The organism is Reyranella sp. GW821-FHT12G01, from assembly GCF_058806575.1.
In genome coordinates, this window is the sequence record NZ_JBXAPV010000001.1 from 1,657,364 (window position 1) to 1,676,656 (window position 19,293).

Here is a 19,293-nt window from a genome sequence, read left to right on the forward strand (position 1 = left end):
CGTCAGCGGTTCGCGAGTTCAGCCAGCACTTCGACGAGGACGCGGGCGCCGGCGGCGAGGTCCTGGGGGGTGGCGCTCTCGATCTCGTTGTGGCTGATGCCGCGCTCGCAGGGCACGAAGATCATGCCAGCGGGGCAGAGATGGGCGATGTGCATGGCGTCGTGGCCGGCGCCCGAAGGCATGTCCATGTTGGAGAGTTTTAGCGCGTTGGTCTTGGCGCGCACCAGGTCGACCACCATCGGATCGAAGTTGGTCGGCGGCACGGCAACCACGCGCTCGATGCCGCTCGTGCAGGGCGCGGCCTTGACGGCGACGATCTCCTTCAGCTTCTTCTCGTGTGCTTCCAGCACCGCATCGTCGGGATGGCGCATGTCGATGGTGAAGACTGTCTGGCCCGGCACCGTGTTGGGCGAACCGGGCGCTACGTCCACGCGGCCGATGGTGAAGCGCAGCATGTCGTCGGTGTCGGTCGTCGCCTCGTACATCGCCTGGGCGATGCGAAGGGCGGCCGCGAACGCATCCTTGCGGGCGGCGCGCGGCGTCGTGCCGGCATGCGCTTCCTCGCCGTGCGTCGTCACGATGTAGCGGCGGCTGCCCTGGATGGCGGTCACGACGCCGATCGTCTTCCGCTCGTTTTCCAGCCGCGGGCCCTGCTCGATATGGGCCTCGACATAGCCGTCGAGCGGGAAGCCGGGCTTGCCCTGAAGCAGCGGTGCCGGCGCGGCCCTGAAAGTCTCGGCCAGCGCGTCTTTCAGCACGACGCCTTTCCAGTCCTTCACCTGCAGCATCTGGTCGAGATCATTGTGGCCGGCGAACACCGCCGAGCCCATGGCGCCGGGCTGGAAGCGCGAGCCTTCCTCGTTGGTCCAGGCGACGGCCACGACCGGGCGGCGCGTCTTCACGCCGGCGTCTTCCAGCGCCTCGAGCGCCTCGAAGGCGGCCAGCACGCCGTACATGCCGTCGAAGCGGCCGCCGGTCGGCTGGCTGTCCATGTGCGAGCCGCTCATCACCGGCAGCGCCTTCGGGTCGGAGCCCTCGCGGCGCACGAAGAGGTTGCCGATGGCGTCGGTCGAGATCGAGAAGCCGCGCGCCTTGGCCCAGGAGCCGAGCAGGTTGCGCGCTGCGGCGTCCTCGGCCGAGAGCGCCTGCCGGTTCACGCCGCCCTTCGGCGTGCCGCCCAGCTTCGCCATGTCGGCGTGCCGTTGCCACAGGCGGTCTTCCTTGATCGCGTCGGCCGCGCCCATCTCGCCTCCTCAAGCTTGTCGCGCGAGCTATAGCCGCGCCATAGTCGCCCTTCAATCGCCCGCCCGTTGGGCGCCTGTGTTTCCGGGGACCACATGCACAATCATCTCGACCGCAACCTGATCGGCTATGGCCCCAATCCGCCGGACGCCCAGTGGCCGGGCGACGCCCGCATCGCGGTGAGCTTCGTGCTGAATTACGAGGAGGGCGGGGAGAATACGATCCTGAACGGCGATCCTGCCTCCGAGGTCTTCCTGACCGAGACGCCGGGCGGCACGCCGATCGTCGGCGGCCGCGATCTCTCGACCGAGTCGATGTACGAGTACGGCAGCCGCGCCGGCTTCTGGCGCATCCTGCGGCTCTTCCAGGAGCGCAACATGCGCTTCACGTCATGGGCGGTCGGCCGCGCGCTGGAGCTCAATCCCGCCGCCGGCAAGGCGATGGCCGAGGCCGGCCACGAGGTGGCGAGCCATGGCTGGCGCTGGATCAACTACAAGGACTTCACGCTCGAGCAGGAGCTCGACCACATGAAGAAGACGGTGAAGGTGATCAAGCAGACGGCGGGCAAGGCCCCGGTCGGCTGGTACACCGGCCGCTTTGGCATGCACACGCTCGAAGCCGTCATCAAGCATGGCGGCTTCCTCTATTCGAGCGACTCCTATTCCGACGATCTTCCCTACTGGGTGAAGGTGGGCGGCGAGCCGCACCTGATCATCCCCTACACGCTGGAAGTGAACGACATGAAGTTCGGCGTCGCGCCGGGCTTCACCGCGGGCGACGGCTGGCTGCAGGCGATGAAGGACAGTTTCGACGTCCTCTATGCCGAGGGTGCGCGCTCCCCGAAGATGATGTCGATCGGCCTGCACTGCCGTCTCGCCGGCCGGCCGAGCCGCGCCGCGACCCTGGCGCGTTTCCTCGACTATGTGGCGTCCAAGCCCAAGGTCTGGGTGGCGACGCGCGAGGAGATCGCGCGCCACTGGATCAAGGTGCATCCCGCTTCGAAAGACTGAGGGAGCCTGAAAGGCTCACGCAGCGTTACAATTGGTACAAGAATATCGCCGCCGCCCTGTTGCGCGGCGATTGCGTGCGCGCGGCCGATGGCGGTGCGGGGAGGGCGTTAAAGCCAAGCGTTGACGGCATTTTATCGAGGTCGCCCCATGACGCAGTCCGACTGCTGGCAAGGAATATCCGGTTGTGACGGCGTCGGGCGGCTGGGGTTTACCCTGGGGATAAAATCGTGTGATCAATGGCGCATCGTGAACATTCATCGAACCGCCACCCTGACGATCCTGGTCGCCGCGCTGTTCGCCGCGCCGGGATGCGCCAAGAAACCGAGCGAGACGGCTGCCGTCCCGTCGGGGCCGACGGAGCATGAGGCCTTCGTGAAATCGCGCAAGGACGAGGTCGTGCAGTCGCTCGCGATTTGCGAGAGCGGCAGCTGGGGACCTCATGCGACTCCCATCAGGGGCGGACGCGGCACCTATCACGGTCGCTTCCAGTACACCGCGCGCACCTACATCACCTTCCAGCAGCGGCGCGACGGCACGGTCCTGACGCCGCAGGAAGCGGTCGCGGCGGCGCAGGACTATGAGAAGGCCGCCGACCTCACCGAGTGGGTGATGTTCAACCAGGGCGAGACCTGGCACTGGCCGCTCTGCAACCGCAAGCTCGGCCTCGCCAACAAGGTCAAGGAAATCAACGCCCTCTAGGGCGTTCAGTGCAGATCGGCGCAGAACTCCTGGATGCGCGTGCAGCCTTCGCGCAGGCTCGCCATGTCGGTGGCGTAGGAGATGCGGAAGTAGGGGCTCATGCCGTAGGCCGCGCCCTGCACCGTGGCGACGTGCTTCTCTTCCAAGAGCGCCGTCACGAAATCCGTGTCGTTGGCGATCTTGCGCCCGCCCTTCGTGGTCTTGCCGATGCAGCCCGCAACGTTGGGGAACACGTAGAACGCGCCCTCGGGCATGTGACAGGTCAGGCCCTTGGCGGCGCGCAGCATGCTCACGACCTCGTCGCGGCGCTTCTGGTAGTCGGCGGCGCGCTCTTTCAGCAGCTCCTGCGGACCGTTGAGCGCGGCGGTGGCCGCGGCCTGGCCGATCGTCGAGATGCCCGAGCCGATCTGGCCCTGCATGTTGGTCATCGCCGCGATCATCGCGCGCGGGCCGCCCGCGAAGCCGACCCGCCAGCCGGTCATGGCATAGGCCTTCGACGCGCCGTTGACGGTGAGCGTGCGATCCTTCAGCGCCGGCTCGACCTCGGCCACGGTGCTGAACTTCGCATCGCCGTAGACCAGGTGCTCGTAGACGTCGTCGGCCATCACCAGCACGTGCTTGTGCTTCATCAGCACGTCGCAGATCTGGCGCATCTCGGCCGGAGAGCAGACCGCGCCGGTCGGGTTGTTGGGGAAGTTCATCACCACCCACTTGGTCTTGGCGGTGATGGCGGCGTCGAGGTCGGCGGCGCGCATCTTGAACTGGTTGTTCTCCGGGCAGGAGATCGACACCGGTGTGGCGCCGGCGATGACGGCCTGGTCGGCGTAGGAGATCCAGCCCGGCGCGGGGATGATCACCTCGTCACCCGGGTTCACGCTGGCCATCAGCACGTCGTACATGATCTGCTTGCTGCCGTTCGAGACCATGATCTCGTCCAGCGCATAGTCGAGATTGTTGTCGCGCTTGAACTTGCGCTGGATCGCTTCCTTGAGCGACTTCACGCCATCCTGCGGCGGGTACTTGGTGTCGCCGGCCAGTGCGGCCTGGTGCGCCGCCTCGATGGCGTGGGCGGGCGTGGGGAAGTCCGGTTCGCCCGAGGACAGGCCCACGATCTTCACGCCCTGCGCGCGCAGCTCGCGCACCTTGCGGGTCATCGCGGCCGAGGCCGACACCTTCACGTTCTTCAGACGATCGGCAACCTCGAACATGTTTCCCCTTACCTTCAGTTCTTCTTTCGAATGGTGAGCGCGATGCCGCCCAGGATCGCCAGCGAGGCGAACAGCAGCCGCGCGGTGATGGGCTCGGCGAGTAGCACCACGCCCCCCAGGGCGGCAATGGCCGGCACGCAAAGCTGTATTGTGGCGGCCGAGGTGGCGGAGAGCGCCGGCAGGGCCGCGTACCACAGGACATAGCCCAGCCCGGAGGTCACGGCGCCCGAGGCCACGGCGTAGATGAGGCCTGTCTGATCGGGGCTGGTCTGCGTCGCTGCAGCCAGGCTGAGGACGGCGGCGAAGGGCACGGCGCGGATGAAATTGCCGCCGGTGGCCGCGGTCGGATCGCCGGCGCCGCGGCCCAGCAGGGAATAAGCGCCCCAGGCGATGCCGGACACGAGCATCAGGCCCGCGGCCATTGCCGGCGGCGCCGAGAGGCCGGGCAGCAGCAGCCAGACCAGGCCTGCGATCGCCACCAGGACGCCGACGAGACGCAGCCCGACCAGCCGCTCGCCGTTGAACAGGCCGTAGCCGGTCATGGTGAGCTGGACGGCGCCGAACAGCAGCAACGCGCCCGTGGCGGCGGTGAGGTCGCGATAGGCGAAGGAGAAGCAGACCGCGTAGGCGAACAGCATCGCAGCCATCGACCAGCTTCCCGCCGCCAGCGGTTGCCGGCCGCGCGAGCGCAGCAGGATCCAGAGCACGAGCGCGCCCGAGGCGAGGCGGATCGAGGTGAAGGTCGCGGCGTCGATCGAGGTGTCGCGCAAGGCGATGCGGCAGAGCAGCGAATTGCCGGCAAAGGCCAGCATCGCGAAGACGATCAGCAACGGCAGGCGCAGCGTCGGGCTCATCGGCTCAGAACGGCGCCTTCAACCCGTTCTCGCGCGCGACCTTTTCGAGATCGGCGATCGTGTCCGGCGGCAACGACAGCCCGTCGCGGCGATTGGCCACCTCGTTACGCGCCTCGATCTCGCCGGGATAGAAGACTTCGTTGTGGCCTTTCGCGAGCGGCACGGCTTTCAGCTCGCCGATCATCTGCTCCATGCGCGCGTTGAAGTCCGCGAGCGGCTGGAAGGCCTTGATATCGAGCACGATCATCAACTGGCCCGCGCCGCTCTTGTGCTCGGTCTGGTAGGGGCCGGCGACGCCGGTGCCGAAGGCGCTGCCGGTCAGCACGCCCGACAGCATGTCCATGGTGGCCGCGATCGCGTAGCCCTTGTGACCGGCCATCGGCAGGATGATGCCGTCGATTGCCGCCGCCGCATCGATGGTCGGTGCGCCCTCGGCGTCGATTGCCCAGCCTTCGGGGATCGTCTCGCCGCGTTGCTTCGCGAGATAGATCTTGCCGCGCGCCACGCCGGTGTTGGCGATGTCGAGCACCATCGGCGCGAAGCGGCCGGCGGGCGCGGCCCAGGACCACGGGTTGGTGCCGACCGTCTTCTTGCGGCCGCCCCATGGCGCCATCGCCGGGCTGGCATTGGTCGAGAGGAACGCGACGCAGCCTTCGCGCGCCGCGATCAGCGTGTAGTAGAGCGCGGTGCCGAAATGGTTGGAGTTGCGCAGGGCGACGGCCGCGATGCCGAAGTCCCGCGCGCGCTTCACCGCCTCGCGCATGGCGAAGACGTTCAGCACCTGGCCCATCGCATCGCCGCCGTCGATCACCGCGACGGCTTTGGCGTCGACCGCGAAGGTCGGCTGGGCGACCGGCGCACAGACGCCGGCCTTGAGACGCGCGAGATACCAGGGCAGTCGCAGCACGCCATGCGACTGGTGTCCCCAGAGATCGGCCTGCACCAACGTGTCCGCGACGATGCGGGCGTCGGCGTCTGGCATTCCCGCCGAGGCATAGACCTCGGTCGCAAAGTCGAGCAGTCGCTGTGGCGACAGGCGTGCGACGGTCATGGGCGCCTTAGGCGCCCAGCCCGTAGAGCTTCATCGCATTGTCGCGCGTAATCTTGCGCTTGGTTTCGGCCGGGACATGGTTCAACTCCCTGGAGATGAACTCCTGGCTGTCGGGCCAGATGCCGTCGGGGTGCGGATAGTCCGAGCCCCACATGACATTGTCCTCACCGAGATGGCGCAGCAGCTCGATGCCGACCGGATCGGTCTGGTAGGTCGCGTAGAACTGGCGATGCCAGTATTCCGACGGCTTCATCTTGAGGTCGAGGTCCTGGAACTGGTCCTCCCACTCGAGGTCCATGTGCTGCAGCACATAGGGGATCCAGCCGAGGCCCGCCTCGCCGATCACGATCTTGAGGTTGGAGTAGCGCGCCGGCGCGCCGGAATAGATCAGGCCCATCAGCATGGTGCTCATGTGCATCTGGAAGCCGGTGATGTGCGTGGCGAAGATGCGGCGCTGAACTTCGGGCGTGTACTTGGTGACGTCGGGCGAGCGCCCGCCGATCGTGTGGAAGTGCAGCGGGATGCCGGTCTCGTGGCCGAACTTCCACAGCGGCTCCCAGAACGGATCCCACAGCGGCGTCATGTCGGGGCGGTTGGCGATGTCGAGGCCCTTCACGCCGCGCTTGGCGCAGCGCATCGCCTCGGTGATCGACTCATCCATGTCGTAGTTCGGGATGTTGGCCAGGCCGACCAGACGATCGGGCGCCTGCTTGCAGAAATCGTGGAGCCAGTCGTTGTAGATGCGCAGCATCGTAATCGCGGCTTCCGGATCGTTGAGGCGGCCGCTCGATCCCAGCACGCCGTAGAGAACCTCGGCCTGCACGCCGTCGCGGTCCTGGTCCTTCAGGCGATGGTCGACTTCGGTGAGACGGCGGATGCCCTTCTTGCCGTCGCTGTAGAGGCCGGTCGAAGCCATGCGGTCGGAACGATGGATGATGCCCGGCACGTATTCGCGTCCCGCCGAGCCCATGCCGTTCATCAATCCGAACTTCGCACCCTTGACGCTGACCCATTCCGGTCCCTTGGGACCTTCAATCACATGGGGCATGCGCTCCTTCAGCGAAGCCGGCGCGTTGCTGGTGAAGAGATCCGGCGGCAGCCAGATCAGGTCGATATGCCCATCCGCAGAAATCACATCGTATTTCATCGCTCGTTTCCTCCCGGGCGTTTGTTCTTCTAGAGTGCGCCGCCTGTCCGACCGTCGCAATGGGAAGAGAATGAACGACACCGAGTGGCTTGCCAGTTTTGCGTCCGCGTTGAAGCGTTCCGACATCGATGCTGCATCCGCGTTGTTTGCCGATGAGTGCTATTGGCGCGATCTCGTTTCCTTCACCTGGAACATCGTGACGCTCGAGAGCCGCTCTGCGATTGCTGACATGCTCAAAGCGCGACTCGGAGATGTGAAACCCGAGTCGTTCGAACTCGCAGGGCGGCCCGGCTGGTTCACTTTCGAAACGGCGCAGGGCCGCGGCAAGGGCCACCTCCGCCTCAAGGACGGAAAGGCCTGGACCTTCTTCACCGCGCTGATGGAGCTGAAGGGTTTCGAGGAGAAGAAGGGACCGTCACGCGAACACGGCACGCAGCACGGCGCCTTCAAGGATCGCGTGACCTGGACCGACCGTCGCCGCGCCGACGCGAAGGAGATCGGCTTCGACCGCCAACCCTATGTACTGGTGATCGGCGGCGGGCAGGGCGGCATCGGCCTCGGCGCGCGACTCAAGCGACTCGGCATCCCGACCTTGATCGTCGACAGCAACCCGCGGCCGGGCGATGCCTGGCGCAACCGCTACAAGTCGCTCTGCCTGCACGACCCGGTCTGGTACGACCATCTACCGTACCTGCCGTTCCCCGATCACTGGCCGATCTACACGCCCAAGGACAAGATGGGCGACTGGCTGGAATCCTACACGAAGATCATGGAGCTCGATTACTGGTCCTCGACCAGGTGCAAGAGTTCGTCGTACGACGAGAAGAAGGGCGAGTGGACGGTCGTCGTCGAACGTGACGGCAAGGACATCACGCTGACGCCGAAGCAGCTCGTGATCGCGACCGGCATGTCGGGCTTCCCCGAGATTCCGAAGTTCGCCGGCGCCGAACAGTTCAAGGGCAAGCAGCATCATTCAAGCCAGCATCGCGGCGGCGAGGGCTGGGCCGGCAAGAAGTGCGTCGTCGTGGGTTCGAACAATTCCGCGCACGACATCGCCGCCGATCTGTGGGAGCACGGCGCCGACGTGACCCTGCTGCAGCGTTCGCCGACCCTGGTCGTGCGCGCCGAGACGCTGGCCCGCAACCGGCCTCTCTATTCGGAAGAGGCGGTGGCGTCTGGCATCACGACCGAGATCGCCGACCTCACCACTGCCTCGATGCCCTACGGCGCGCTGCCCAAGGTGATGCAGCCGGTGGTCGACCAGATCCGGCGCGACGATGCCGACTTCTATGCGCGACTGGAGAAGGCGGGCTTCAAGCTGACCTTCGGCGAGGACAATACCGGTATCGGCCCGATGTATCTGCGCCGCGGCTCCGGCTACTACATCGAAGTGGGCGCCTCGGAGCTGATCGCCGACGGGCGCATCAAGCTGAAGTCCGGTACGGAGATCGAGCGCCTGACCGAGGATTCGGTCGTGCTGAACGACGGCACCGAACTGAAGGCGGACCTCGTCGTCTATGCCACGGGCTACGGCTCGATGAACCAGTGGGCGGCCGAGCTGATCTCGCCCGAGGTCGCCGACAAGGTCGGCAAGTGCTGGGGCCTGGGCTCCGGCACCGCCAAGGACCCGGGTCCCTGGGAGGGCGAGCTGCGCAACATGTGGAAGCCGACGGCGCAGGAGAACCTTTGGTTCCATGGCGGCAACCTGATGCAGTCCAGGCTCTACTCGATCTTCCTGTCGCTGCAGCTCAAGGCGCGCATGGAGGGGCTGCCGACGCCGGTCTATGGCCGGGCGGCGGTGCATCACAAGCAGTGATTTCGGGCGGGGACGCCGGGCCGGTTCGCAACGTACACTGTGGACGCATGCACCGTTCCGTTCCCCGCCGCCTCATCCTGTCCTTCGGTCTCCTGCTCGCCGTGTCGGGCTGCTCGTTCAACATGGGCGAGCCCAACCTGCCGAAGACCGACTTCCGCGCCGACCTGAGCGGTACGCGCGAAGTGCCGGCGACCGACAGCAAGGGCGACGGCTACTTCACGGCGGTCTACCGGCCCTCGACCCGGGTGCTGGAATACAAGATCAACCTCGTGCGGCTCAGCGGTCCGGTGCGCCAGGTGGGCCTCTATGGTCCGGCCGCGCCCGACCAGACCGGCCCGCAGGTCGTGCCGATCGACGTCCCGTTCTACGCCGACCGTTCGACGGTGAACGATGGCGTGACGCTCACCGAGCAGCAGGCCAGGGAAGTCCTGGCCGGCCTCTGGTACGTGAACGTGCTGACCGAGAAATATCCCGACGGCGAAATCCGCGGCCAGATCGTCCCCTTGAAGAAGTAACCCTTCGTCGCGGCGGAGTTTTTTCCGCCCACGGATTTGCGTGTCGCTGCTAATCTCGCGGTGAGGAGTCGCAAACAGCAAGGGTGCGTTCGTGGCGGTACTTTCCGACTCGCTGTATCTCAATTTCACCAGCTACGGCATGCAGGACTTTCCGGCCGGGACGTCGGTGCAGGACGCCTACGGGATCACCAACTGGATTGCGGCCGACGAGATCGTCAACGTGGCGATCACCCTGCCGCGGGCCAACGATCCGACGACGCTGCTGAACAGCGACTGGGCCACGCGCCAGACGACCCTCGACAACCTCAAGAACTCGGGCACCTTGTGGACGACCTACGGTGCCGACCAGACTCAGTACAATGATGCCGTGGCGCTGCTGACGGGAACCGGCGCCGGCCAGCTCGGCCTCAAGATGATCGGCGATGCCGCGGGCACCGACGGCTACATCTCCTCGGCCGAATCGCGCACGATCTGGCTGCAGCTCACGCCCGACGATTTCCAGTCCCTGTTCGAGACGCAGGCCTTCCAGACGGTCTCCCCGTTGATCGACGGCGGCAAGTATTTCTGGAACGGCCCGCTTTCGCTACCCGATGCGCTGTCGAGTCTCGGCGTCGGCATATGGTTCGATTTCCTTCAGCGCGGACCAGGTCCGGCTTTCCAGAATCTCGGCGGCAATGCCGAGGCCACGCTCGAGGTCGGTCCGCAAAGCATCGGCAATACCGGTGGCGACGCGAAGATCGCGCCCTATCCGTCGAGCATGGCGAGCTGGTTCTACAATTTCCCGCTCGCCAACTTCCCGACGGTGACGACGGCGACCGTGGGCCTTCTCGAACCGGGCAGCGCCGATGCACTGCCATCCACGTCGACGCAGTCGTTCCAGGAATTGCTGAATATCTTTCGCACCTCGACGACGGGCCTGACGACGCCTGCCACCTATTACGACGTCGCCAACAACGGCACCTTCTACGCCGCCACCGGCAGCCAGACCGATCCCGGTGAACGCTCGCTAGACGTCGGTGTCATCGCCGCGGCGAGCCCGGGCAGCACGATCGGCCTCTATGCCGGATCGGGCTTCTACAATCCGTTGGTGCTCGGCTCGACGCAGGGCGCCTATTCCAATGTCTACACCGCGTTCCAGAGCGCCTTCTGGGACCAGATCAACGAGCCGCCCGTCATCTCGGCCTCGACATCGATGACGCAGCAGACGAAGCCCGGCTCGCCCTTCGCGATCGCGGCCTCCGAGCTCTTCGTCGACGCTGCCCTGCGCAATATCACGGTGCTCAAGGCGGACAACGATTTCGGGTCGAGCTGGGGCTTCCAGAACGGTCTCGCGAACCAGAACGTCAATTCGAGCTCGCCCTACGTGATCGTGGTCGGTGGCACGTCGGTCACGACGCAGGCCACGGCGCCGCACGATCCGACCACCAGCTCGCTCTATGCCGCGGCGCTCTCAGGCGATCCGTGGACCTTGTGGCAGCTCATGGTCGCGGGCCTGAAGGCGATGCCCGGCGATGTCGGCGCGACGATGGAGTACACGTTTCTCGAATCGACGTGGAACCAGTTCACGGCCTCGACCTCCAATGTGCCTTTCCCGTACGCGATGGAATGGACGGGAGCGGGCTTCGGTGCGGGCGATGGCGGCGTCGACACGACCCAGCCCACGCCGTGGTACCAGCGCGCCTTCGGCCTGTTGCCGACCAGCGCCAATCCCGCGCCCTATGGCGGGACCGGCCGCGGCGCGCCCGACGTTTCGGCCTCCGCCGGCGGCAACCTGCCGTACTACGTGCCGCCCGCCGACATGGTCGGCGCGGCCAGGACCGAAGGCACCAGCGCCGCCGCGCCGCTGTGGGCTGCACTGATGGCCCAGATCGACACGATCTTCCGGGATCAGGGCCTGCCCCAGCTGGGCTTCTCGAACGACCTTCTCTACATCGCCGCGGCGGTCGCGCCGGGGGCGTTCAACGACATCACGATGGGCAACAACGTCTCGTCGTACCATGTCGATTCCGGGTCCGACATTCTCTACCCCGGCACGTCGACCGACCCGTCGTCGTTCGGGGTCGTGCCGACCGGCTTCGGCTATCAGGCCATGGCCGGCTACGATCTCACGACGGGACTGGGTTCACCCAACGGCACGTTGCTGGCGCAGGCGCTGACCTGGATCGCCCATTCGCAGCTCTATTTCTCCGCCGAGCCGGACGTGGTGAACGGCGATCTCACCAACGGCTGGACCAGCGGCGCGACGCAGACCCTGCTGTTCCAGACCATGTCGCCCAATGGCGGTACGATCGACGTCAGCATCGGCGGCGACAACTTCGACTATACGAGCGGCGCGTCGGCCAACTTCGCCTGGACGAGCCGGCTGGCGATGCAATCGCTGCAGCCCGATTTCGATCCCAACCTCGTGCGCCTGTTCGATGGATCGGGGCACGGCACGCAGATGCAGTTCACCGCCGGCTCGTCGGACGCGCTCAGCGTGTCGATCGACGGCGCGGACGGGCAAGCCATTCAGGCGAGCCTGACCAGCGCCTATGGCTTCGCCGACTTCATGGCGAGCGACGGTGTCGTGCGCGTGGCGCGTGCCGTTGCGGTGGCCGAGACCGCGGGCGCGGCCGACGATCAGATGGCCATCGTGCGCGTGCGCCAGAACGGGCGGGATTCGCTCGCCGTCACTTTCTACAAAGTCGATGATCTCGCCGGCACCATCAACGGTATCGCGCCGGGAGAGGCGGGCTATGCCGCGGCGGCGAAGGCCAATGCCTATCAGCTCGCCACCGGCGGCACGCTGCTGGGCGGCCCCGGCTACGGCAACTACACCGAGAACGCGCTGCTGCACGTCAACGCCGGCGACATCGTCGCGATGTCGCTCTCGAACATGAGCCAGGGCGACACGTACTTCGCCTTCTCCCAGGCCAACCCGGACAAGCAGGGCCACCTGTGGAACTACGGCCTCAACACCTGGGGTTGGGAAGACACCAAGGGCGGCGGCGACCATGACTTCAACGACATGGTCGTCCAGCTCGATTTCACCAGCGCCAGCGGCCACGGCTGGCTGGTCTAGCCGTTAGTCGAACTTCAGCTTCCAGTCGATCCATTCGCACAGGCCGCGGCCCATCACGTCCTCGAGGTCGCGGCCCTTCAGCCACGGCAGCTCCTCGGTGAAGAAGGTCACGCACTGGCGGTAGGTGCACTGCATGCGGGTGATGTCGGTGCCCCAGAAGAAGCGCTTGGGTCCGAACGCGTCGAAGATGCGGTGCAGCCCGTCCTGGATGTTCCTGAACGGATAGCCCTTGGTCGAGTAATGCGGCGCGCCGGTCGCCTTGACCGCGACGTTGGGCAGCTTCGCCAGCGCCACCAGCTTGTCGAGATGGATGAAGGCTTCCTCGTCCTGGCCGTGCCGGTTGAGGCCGCAATGGTCGACGATCAGCTTGAGCTTGGGATGCGCCTCGGCAATGCCGCGGAACTTGTCGAGGAAGAGGCCGCCCATGGTCGCGACGGGGATGCCTTCCTTCTCGGCGGCCGGCCACACCCAGTCGAGCAGCCCGTCGTCCAGCCACTTCTGCTCGGCCGGCTGCAGCAGCGCCCAGCGCAGGCCCATCATGCCAGGCTGGTTGCGCCAGCCCTTGATGAGGTTGCGATTGTTGGGATCGGTCAACGGGAACTGGCCCATCACCGCGAAGCGGTCGGGATATTTCTTCGCCGCATCGAGGGCGAGCTGGTTGGAGGTCGGATCCCAGCTGTAGGGCGGATGAATCAGCGCGGCATCGACGCCGGCTTCGTCCATCTCCTTCAGCGCCTGCTCGGCGGTGAAGCTCTCGACCTTGCGATGCAGGCCTGAGGGCGGCGTGACGGTCTGCGACCAGATGTGGATCTGCGCGTCGACGATCTTCATGTCTGTTTCCTCAGTTGGGAGTGGGGGCCGCGGCGTCGAGCAGCTTCTCGCGCTTCAGCTCGCTCCAGAGTTCGACGGGAATCTTCACGCTCATATGGGCGACGTTCTGCTTCACCTCCGCGACGCTGAGCGCGCCCGGGATGACGGAGCAGAGGGCGGGATGGAACAGCGGGAACTGCATCGCGGCGGCGCCGAGCGGCACGCCGTGGCGCTTGCACACGGCCTCGATCTTCTGCGCCTTGTCGACCAGGTGCTGAGGTGCGGCGACATAGTCGTGTGTCGCGCCGGTCTTCACGTTGCCGGTCAGGATGCCGGAATTGTACGGCCCGCCCAGGATCACCGAGACGTTCCGCTTGCTGCATTCCGGCAGGAACTCCTCCAGCGCGCCCTGTTCGAGCAGCGTGTAGCGACCGGCCAGCAGCATGCAGTCGAAGTCGCCCGCCTTGATGAAGCGCGTGCTGGTGTCGCTCTCGTTGATGCCGACGCCGATGGCGGAGATGACGCCGGCTTTGCGCAGCTCGTCGAGCGCGCGGAAGCCGGAGTCCATCACGGTCTTGAAGCGCTCGTCGAGGATGGCGCGGTCCTTGATCGTCCAGAAGTCGACGTCGTGCACCAGCGCGATGTCGATCTTGTCGAGGCCGAGCCGGAAGTGCGAGTGCTCCAGCGAGCGCATCACGCCGTCATAGGTGTAGTCGAACTGCGGCACGAAGCCCGGCAGGCCGTTCTCGCGAAAATCCTTGGGCAGCACCTCACCGGGCTTCCGCACATGCAGGATACGGCCGACCTTGGTCGAGAGCACGTAGCTGTCGCGCGGCTTCTCGCGCAACGCCGCGCCCATGCGCAGCTCGCTGCGGCCATAGCCGTAGAAGGGCGAGGTGTCGAAGTAGCGGATGCCGGCGTCGTAGCCGTCGTCGGTGAGCTTCACCGCTTCTGCATCGGGAATGGTGGCGCGGAAGCCGCCCATCGGCGCGCCGCCGAGACCGATCTCGGTGACTTCCAGTTTCGTTTTTCCGACTTTGCGGCGCTTCAGCGCTGTCATGTTCGTTTCCTCCGAGGACGGGGGAGAGTACGAATTGCCTCCGGTTCGCGCCACAGGAGAGACCATGAGCGACGATCGCCTCGTTCTGCACGGCAGTTTCACGTCGAGCTCGAGCTACAAGCCGATGCTCTTCCTCGCCCTCTCGGGCCTGCCGTTCTCGTTTCGCACGGTCAACCTGAAGAACGGCGTGCAGAAGGAGGAGGCGCATCTCGCGATCAACCGCTACGGCCAGGTGCCGGTGCTGCGCCATCGCGGGCTCACGCTCGTGATGTCGAACGTGATCCTCGACTATCTCGCGCGCACCACTGGGCACTTTGAGCCCAAGACCGAGCAGCATCGCTGGCAGGCACGCGAATGGTTGTCGTGGGAGAACGACGCCATCACCAACGTGGCGCGCGTCCGCCACTTCGCGCGCTTCCGGCCCGACGTGTCGCAGGACATCGTGAACTTCTTCCGGCCCGGTGCCGAGGCCGCCCTCGACTTCGCCGACAAGTCGCTGGCCGGCCGCGAATGGCTGGTGGGCGACGCCTGCTCGATCGCCGACATCGGCTGCTGGGGCCGCATGGTCTTCGCCCACGAAGGCGGCCTGTCAATCGACTCGCGGCCGAATCTCGCCGCGTGGCGCGACCGCATCAAGGCGATGCCAGGCTTCGCGCTGCCGTATGACCTGATCCCGAAGAAGGACGCTGAATTCGACGGGCGTTAGAGGTTCGCAAAAAAACCCGTCGTCCTGAGCGAAGCCGCCCGTAAGGCGGCGCAGTCGAAGGACCTCTTTTCCGACGCACGGTGTGTCGAAGCGAAAAGAGGTCCTTCGACTACGCGCCTTCGGCGCTTCGCTCAGGACGACGGGTTGTTTGGTTTAGGCGTCTTTAAGCCGCCTGTTGGCCCGCGACCGTCGGGCCTTCGCTCATCGTCGTGGTGCGGCGCATGTCGCGGACGATGTTGAGGTCGTCGAAGCGGCGGACGCGGTGCATGGTCGTGCGGTTGTCCCAGATCACGAAGTCGTTCTTCGTCCAACGATGGACGTAGACGAACTGCGGCTGGGTCGCGTGTTCCATCAGGTCGCGGATGAAGGCCATCGCTTCGGGGCGCGGCCAGCCGACGATGGCGCCGATATGGGCCGACAACAGCAGCGACTTGCGGCCCGTCACCGGATGGGTGCGCACGAGCTTGTGCAGCACCGGCTTCATGCTGTGGCGTTCCTCGTCGGTGAAGTTCGAGAAGCCGAGCTGGGCGCGCGAGTAGATCAGCGAGTGCTCGCAGACCAGGTCCTCGATCTCCGCCTTGGTCGCGTCGTCGAGCGCGTCGTAGGCCGCGCGCATGTCGGCGAACTCGGTGTTGCCGCCGTCGCGCGTCACGATGCGGCCGCTCAGCAGCGAATAGCGCGCGGGCACGATGCGGAAGGTGGCGTCGGAGTGCCACAGCCGGTTGCCGAGGGCGGCCATGCGGCGGCGGTCGTCGCGCTCCAGCTTCTTGTTCTGTTTGTCGAGGTTGGAGACGTCGGCGAAGGCGGTGTGCAGGCGCATGTCGGCCGCGGTGATGGCGGTGTTGGCGCCCACCTGCAGCGGACCAAAGTTCTTGGTGAACTCGAGCTGCTGCTCGTCGGTCATGTCCTGGCCGGGCAGCACCAGCACGGCATGCTTGTCCATGCCGGCCTCGAAGGCGGCGACCTCGGCCGGCGTCAGCGGACGCGTCGCGTCGAGGCCGGTCATCTCGGCGGCGAAGAGGGGCAGCTGAGGCAGGAGCGGGCGCGTCTCGATCGACAACAGGGCCTCCCTGGAGGGGGTACTAACGCAGAGCGGCCGCGATATTACCACCGTCCACGGTCGTGACAGCGCCCGTCGTCTTCGACGCTTTGGCCAGCGAAACGAAAGCCTGCGCCACGTCGTCGGCCGTCACTTCGAGGCCCAGCAGGTTGCCGCCCATGTAGTCGGCCTCGCTGAGACCGCGCGCCTTGGATCGCTGTGCGATCATTTCGTCCGTCAGGAGACCCGTGCGGATGCGATCGGCATTCACGGCGTTAGCGCGGATGCCGTCGCCGCCATGGTCGAGCGCGTACTGGCGCATCAGGAACAGGGTCGCGGCCTTCGGCAAACCATACGGTCCGAAGTCCGGACCCGGATTCACGGCCTGCTTGGAGGTATTGAACAGCAGGCAGCCGCCCAGCCCCTGGGTGCGCATGATGCGCACGGCGTTCTGCGCCACGCTCTGGTGTGCCCAGAAGTTGAGCTCGAAGCTCTGGCGCAGAACGGCCTCGTCGACGTCGCCGATCCGGCCCTGCCACGCGGCGCCCGCATTGGAGACGACGATGTCGACGCCGCCGTACGTGGCCGCGACCTTGTCGAAGGCTGCGCGCACCGATTTGGGATCGGTCACGTCGCAGGCGATGCCGCCCTTCACCTTGGAAACGTCGCGGTCGAGCACCGCCACCTCGGCGCCCTCGCGCGCGAAGGCCGCCGCCGTGGCAGCACCAATGCCCGAGGCGCCACCGGTCACGACCACGATGCGCCGCGCCAGCGGCTTCTCGGCCGCGCTGCTGAGCTTGGCCTGTTCGAGCGACCAGTACTCGATATCGAAGATGTCGGGCTCGGGGATGCACTGGTAGGTCCCCAGCCGCTCGGCGTCGGCGACGACCGCCACCGTCGTCTCGGCGAGGTCGGCCGCGATCTTGGCGTCCTTCGACGTGTTGCCGATGCCGAACAGGCCGACACCCGGCACCAGCGCGACGCGCGGGATCGGGTCGAGTTCCTTCTTCGCGGTGATCTGCTTGCCGTTGTAGCGCGTGAAGTAGGCGTGATAGTCGGCCGCGAACTTTTCCAGCGCCGCCTTGGCATCGTGCTTGAACGCGTCGAGCTTGCCCGCTTCCGGCGCGGGCGCGACGAAGGCCACGTTCTTGGTGCGGATCGCATGGTCGGGCGTCACCGGACCCTGCTGGCTGTAGCGCGCGATCTCCTTGCCGTTCACATAGGCGAGGACGTCCGACGAGTTGCGGAACTCGAACACGAAGCGCTGCGCGGCTTCACGTCCACCGGCCTTCGCGGGCAGCGAGAACAGGCCGCGCAGAATCGGCGCGACCTCGGCCGCCGTCGCCGGCGCCGCGGGCAGCGTGGCGCCAGGGAAGATCTTGCGCGTGGCCTTGGCGAGGCGATCCTCGGCCAGGGTCACGAGGTCGATCATGCGGACATAGGCTTCCTCCGCCGTCGCGCCCATCGAGAAGATGCCGTGCTTCAGCAGGATCAGCCCCTCGACGTCGGGATGGGCGCGCGCGATTTCGGCGGTCTTCTTGGCGAGCGCGAAGCCCGGCATGACATAGGGCACCAGCGCCGCGCGCTTGCCGTAGAGGTCGGCCGCCAGTTCGGCGCCGTCGGGCTGGTCGGTCAGCGCCAGCACCGCGTTGGAATGGGTATGGTCGATGAACTTGTGCGGCAGGAACGCATGCAGCAGCGTCTCGACCGACGGGTTGGGCGCCTTGCTGTCGAGCAGGTTGGCGCGCTGCACGTTCACCATGTCTTCGTCGCTGAGCGCCTGCAGCCCTTCAAGCTCACGCAGCGGCGCGAGACGAACGGCGGGCAGACCGGGCGCCTCGATCGTGCCCATGTCCCAGCCGCTGCCCTTCACGCAGAGCACGTCGAGCGCCTGGCCGGTGACGTCGGCCATGCGCGTCTTCACCGAGGTGTTGCCGCCGCCGTGCAGCACGAGCTTCGGCTCGCCGCCCAGCAGGCGCGTCGTGTAGACGCGAAGCGCCAGGTCCTCGTCGATGCCCCTGGTGGCGTGGCTCGCGATGGCTTGCTTGGCGTCGCTGTCGGACCAGAGGTTCTTCATGGCGCTGTCTAATCCTCGGGCTGGATGCCGGCGTCCTTGGCGATCTTCACCCAGGTCGCGATCTCCTGCTCCTGGTACGGCTTGAACTGCGCCGGATCGCGGGGTTCGACGGTGAAGCCGAGCTTGTCGATCTTCTCGACGACCTCGGGCTTCTTCAGGCTCTTCATGATCTCGGACGAAAGCCGGTCGAGTGCGGGCTGCGGCGTCGCCGCCGGCGCGAAGAAGGCCGCCCACGAGGAGGCGTTGGCGCCCGTGACGCCCTGCTCCTCCAACGTCGGCACGTCGGGAAGCTGCGGATTGCGCTTGGCGCTGCCGATCGCGATGGCGCGGATCTGTCCCGACTTGATCTGCGCAAGGACGCTCGGCAGCGTCGAGTTGGAGATGTCGATGCGGCCGCCGATCAGGTCCTGCACCAGCGGCGGCGCGCCGCGATAGGGGATGTGGGTCATCTTCGTGCCCGTCCGCGCCATGAACAGCTCGGTCGACAGGTGCGAGCCCGAACCGATGCCGGTCGAGCCGTAGTTCAGTTCGCCGGGCTTGGCCTTGGCCAGCGCAATGACGTCCTGGATGTTCTTGGCCGGCAGGTCGTTGCGCACGACGAAGACATGCTCGAAAGCGCCGGCGCCCGCGAGCGGCGCGAAGTCCTTCACCGCGTCGTAGCCCGGCTCCTTCAGCATGAACATGTTGTTCCCGTGCGTCTGGTTGTTGCCGAAGGTGATCGTCTGTCCGTCGGGCTTGGCCTTGGCGACGGCGCGCGTGCCGATGGCGCCGGCCCCACCCGACACGTTCTCGACCACGACCTGCTGCCCGAGCGGACCGGAGATGTCCGCGGCGACGATGCGCGCGATCACGTCAGTGGGGCCGCCGGCCGGATAGGCCACGACCATTTTTATCGGGCCGGTGGGCTGCCAGGCTGAAGCGGGAGCCGTCTGGGCAAAAGCAGACTGGGCAAAGGGTGCGGCCAGAAGGCCGGCGCTGAAGAGGCGGCGCTTGATCAT

16 protein-coding genes are annotated in these 19,293 nt (G+C 66.3%); 6 read left to right on the forward strand and 10 right to left on the reverse strand.

The window, feature by feature from the left end:
* Positions 1–2: 2 nt before the first annotated feature.
* Positions 3–1,244 (reverse strand): Zn-dependent hydrolase, encoded by a 1,242-nt coding sequence (locus AC1RP5_RS08195; protein ID WP_493110135.1) that lies wholly within the window; start codon positions 1,242–1,244, stop codon positions 3–5.
* 93 nt (positions 1,245–1,337) lie between these two features.
* Here AC1RP5_RS08195 and puuE point away from each other — a divergent pair, with 93 nt between their 5' ends.
* On the forward strand, positions 1,338–2,252 hold the full coding sequence (puuE, locus tag AC1RP5_RS08200) for an allantoinase PuuE (protein WP_493110136.1): 915 nt from the start codon (positions 1,338–1,340) through the stop codon (positions 2,250–2,252).
* Positions 2,253–2,498: 246 nt separating this feature from the next.
* Complete coding sequence (locus AC1RP5_RS08205) at positions 2,499–2,951, forward strand: hypothetical protein (protein WP_493110137.1); 453 nt, start codon at positions 2,499–2,501, stop codon at positions 2,949–2,951.
* A 5-nt stretch (positions 2,952–2,956) separates the two neighbouring features.
* On the opposite strand, the gene AC1RP5_RS08210 is transcribed toward AC1RP5_RS08205, so the two are convergent.
* From AC1RP5_RS08210 to AC1RP5_RS08225, 4 genes are read right to left on the reverse strand one after another with little or no spacing between them, the layout of a single operon-like run.
* Positions 2,957–4,159 carry a pyridoxal phosphate-dependent aminotransferase gene (locus AC1RP5_RS08210; RefSeq protein WP_493110138.1) on the reverse strand — a complete coding sequence of 401 codons (1,203 nt, stop codon included), beginning with the start codon at positions 4,157–4,159 and terminating at the stop codon, positions 2,957–2,959.
* 14 nt (positions 4,160–4,173) lie between these two features.
* Complete coding sequence (locus AC1RP5_RS08215; RefSeq protein WP_493110139.1) at positions 4,174–5,013, reverse strand: DMT family transporter; 840 nt, start codon at positions 5,011–5,013, stop codon at positions 4,174–4,176.
* Between the two features lie 4 nt (positions 5,014–5,017).
* Positions 5,018–6,064 carry an Ldh family oxidoreductase gene (locus AC1RP5_RS08220; protein WP_493110140.1) on the reverse strand — a complete coding sequence of 349 codons (1,047 nt, stop codon included), beginning with the start codon at positions 6,062–6,064 and terminating at the stop codon, positions 5,018–5,020.
* A 7-nt stretch (positions 6,065–6,071) separates the two neighbouring features.
* Positions 6,072–7,211 (reverse strand): amidohydrolase family protein, encoded by a 1,140-nt coding sequence (locus AC1RP5_RS08225; protein WP_493110141.1) that lies wholly within the window; start codon positions 7,209–7,211, stop codon positions 6,072–6,074.
* Positions 7,212–7,281: 70 nt separating this feature from the next.
* On the opposite strand from AC1RP5_RS08225, the gene AC1RP5_RS08230 reads away from it, so the two are divergent.
* From AC1RP5_RS08230 to AC1RP5_RS08240, 3 genes are all read left to right on the forward strand, one after another.
* Entirely contained in the window at positions 7,282–9,027 is a 1,746-nt protein-coding gene (locus tag AC1RP5_RS08230) for an FAD-dependent oxidoreductase (protein ID WP_493110142.1), read from the forward strand.
* Positions 9,028–9,074: 47 nt separating this feature from the next.
* Positions 9,075–9,542, forward strand: coding sequence for a CHRD domain-containing protein (locus tag AC1RP5_RS08235; protein WP_493110143.1), 468 nt, complete (start codon positions 9,075–9,077; stop codon positions 9,540–9,542).
* 91 nt (positions 9,543–9,633) lie between these two features.
* Positions 9,634–12,603 carry a DUF4114 domain-containing protein gene (locus AC1RP5_RS08240; protein ID WP_493110144.1) on the forward strand — a complete coding sequence of 990 codons (2,970 nt, stop codon included), beginning with the start codon at positions 9,634–9,636 and terminating at the stop codon, positions 12,601–12,603.
* A gap of 3 nt (positions 12,604–12,606) precedes the next feature.
* Here AC1RP5_RS08240 and AC1RP5_RS08245 read toward each other — a convergent pair whose 3' ends face one another.
* The gene (locus AC1RP5_RS08245; protein ID WP_493110145.1) at positions 12,607–13,434 is read right to left on the reverse strand and encodes an amidohydrolase family protein; all 828 of its coding nucleotides are present in this window, start codon (positions 13,432–13,434) and stop codon (positions 12,607–12,609) included.
* A gap of 10 nt (positions 13,435–13,444) precedes the next feature.
* Positions 13,445–14,473 (reverse strand): aldo/keto reductase, encoded by a 1,029-nt coding sequence (locus tag AC1RP5_RS08250; protein ID WP_493110146.1) that lies wholly within the window; start codon positions 14,471–14,473, stop codon positions 13,445–13,447.
* 64 nt (positions 14,474–14,537) lie between these two features.
* Here AC1RP5_RS08250 and AC1RP5_RS08255 point away from each other — a divergent pair, with 64 nt between their 5' ends.
* On the forward strand, positions 14,538–15,179 hold the full coding sequence (locus AC1RP5_RS08255) for a glutathione S-transferase family protein (protein ID WP_493110147.1): 642 nt from the start codon (positions 14,538–14,540) through the stop codon (positions 15,177–15,179).
* Positions 15,180–15,342: 163 nt separating this feature from the next.
* Here the strand turns inward: AC1RP5_RS08255 and AC1RP5_RS08260 are convergent, their stop codons facing one another.
* Genes AC1RP5_RS08260 through AC1RP5_RS08270 form a run of 3 tightly spaced genes read right to left on the reverse strand, consistent with a single transcriptional unit; the run spans position 15,343 to position 19,293 of the window.
* Positions 15,343–16,239: a TauD/TfdA dioxygenase family protein gene (locus AC1RP5_RS08260; protein ID WP_493110148.1), complete on the reverse strand. Its 897-nt coding sequence runs from the start codon at positions 16,237–16,239 to the stop codon at positions 15,343–15,345.
* 22 nt (positions 16,240–16,261) lie between these two features.
* The gene (locus tag AC1RP5_RS08265; protein WP_493110149.1) at positions 16,262–18,295 is read right to left on the reverse strand and encodes a bifunctional aldolase/short-chain dehydrogenase; all 2,034 of its coding nucleotides are present in this window, start codon (positions 18,293–18,295) and stop codon (positions 16,262–16,264) included.
* An 8-nt stretch (positions 18,296–18,303) separates the two neighbouring features.
* Positions 18,304–19,293, reverse strand: coding sequence for a Bug family tripartite tricarboxylate transporter substrate binding protein (locus AC1RP5_RS08270; protein WP_493110151.1), 990 nt, complete (start codon positions 19,291–19,293; stop codon positions 18,304–18,306).